2 protein-coding genes are annotated in these 1,329 nt (G+C 72.6%); one reads left to right on the top strand and one right to left on the bottom strand.

Annotation, left to right across the window (positions count from 1 at the left end; genetic code table 11):
• Nucleotides 1-269: 269 nt before the first annotated feature.
• Entirely contained in the window at nucleotides 270-725 is a 456-nt protein-coding gene (locus AB0K09_RS33430; RefSeq protein ID WP_366069145.1) for a hypothetical protein, read from the top strand.
• Here AB0K09_RS33430 and AB0K09_RS33425 read toward each other — a convergent pair.
• On the bottom strand, nucleotides 661-1,329 hold a 669-nt coding region (locus tag AB0K09_RS33425), incomplete at its 5' end, for a LysR substrate-binding domain-containing protein (RefSeq protein WP_366069144.1). The genes AB0K09_RS33430 and AB0K09_RS33425 overlap by 65 nt on opposite strands.

Here is a 1,329-nt window from a genome sequence, read left to right as displayed (position 1 = left end):
GGCGATGGCGAGCAGGCGGAGCGGAAGAGCGACGGCCGGCGGCAGGGCGCCGGCGTTCGCTTGGACGAAGAAGAGCCCGAAACTCGCACCGATGATCCTGCCGACCTGATCTTTTGACATGGTCACAGCTTCTAGCCGATATGGATCACGAGAGCAAATCTTCCGGCAAAAGCCGGCACGACGTGGCCCACCCGCCTCCGTAACCCCTGCCGTCACCCGCCGGTTAGCCCTCCGTACCGGTTGACCGCTCAGGGGAGGGGCGAGGCCGTATGGCCAGGAGGGTGAAGGGGACGGACCGGGTCATCATGGCGCCGTTCACGGCGCAGTGGCCGGACGGGCGGTGCGTGCTGGCGTACGCGAAGGACGACGCGATGGCGGTCGTGGCGATCGTGCCGGTGCCGGACGCGCCGCACGGCAGTCCGTCGCTGTGGGAGGTCGCGGCGCGGCACCTGCCGGCCAGCACGCTCAACGAGACCGAGGCGTACGGGCGCTGGCTGCTCGGCACCGGCTGGAGCCTGAGCGTCATGCCGCCGGCGGGCGGGCTCATCGTCAAGGACGAGGGCTGGACGGTCGAGGTGTTCAGGAGCTGTGTGCTGAAGGAGCCGGTCTACGGGTCGGACGGGGTGCACGTCGGGCGGATGGCGTTCGACAATCCGGCCGTCATGGACAAGGCCCGTTCGCTTCTTCCGCTTTCCGCTTCCCGGCCGCACAGCCCGATCGTCTAGCGGCGCCGGCCGCGCCCGGCGGCCACGCCCCGAGCGGCAGCAGCGGGCTGCCGTTGCGGCCGAGCCACGCGCGGTACGCGGCGTTGGTGCGGGCGAGGTCCAGGTACGCGCCGAGCAGGTCGGTGAAGAGCGCGTCGAGGTCGCGTAACGGGAGCGCGCCGGGGCGGGAGGCGAAGGACAGCCGGCAGGTGAGGGGGTCGCCCTCGATGGGCCGGACCACCGTGCCGGCCGTCGCCTCGGTGGTCGGCTGGCAGAGGCGTACGGCCTCCCCCGAGGCGACGAGCTCGCCGGCGGTCGTCGTGTCCCGGACCTGGACGAGGCGCGGGTCGAGGCCGGCGGTGAGGAAGGCGCGGCGGAGCGAGGCCGCCTCGTCGTCGGCGGCGGGGTCGACGATCCAGGGGTCGTCCGCGAGCGCGGCCAGTGGCACGGCCGACCGGCTCGCCGCCGGGTGCGTGACGGCGAGGGCGACGAAGCGCGGCTCGCACGCGACGAGGACGCGGCGTTCGACGCCGCTCGGCACGGACTGGGGAAAGCCGGTCGTCTCCTGGACGAGGGCGACGTCGAGCTGGTTCGTCGCCAGCAGTTGCAGCAGCGTGTGCGAGGA

The sequence above is a fragment of the Streptomyces sp. NPDC049577 genome, from assembly GCF_040675635.1.
Classification (GTDB): Bacteria; Actinomycetota; Actinomycetes; order Streptomycetales; family Streptomycetaceae; genus Streptomyces.
Note: the sequence above shows the minus strand (reverse complement) of the source record. Positions and strands in the feature narration are given on the sequence as shown.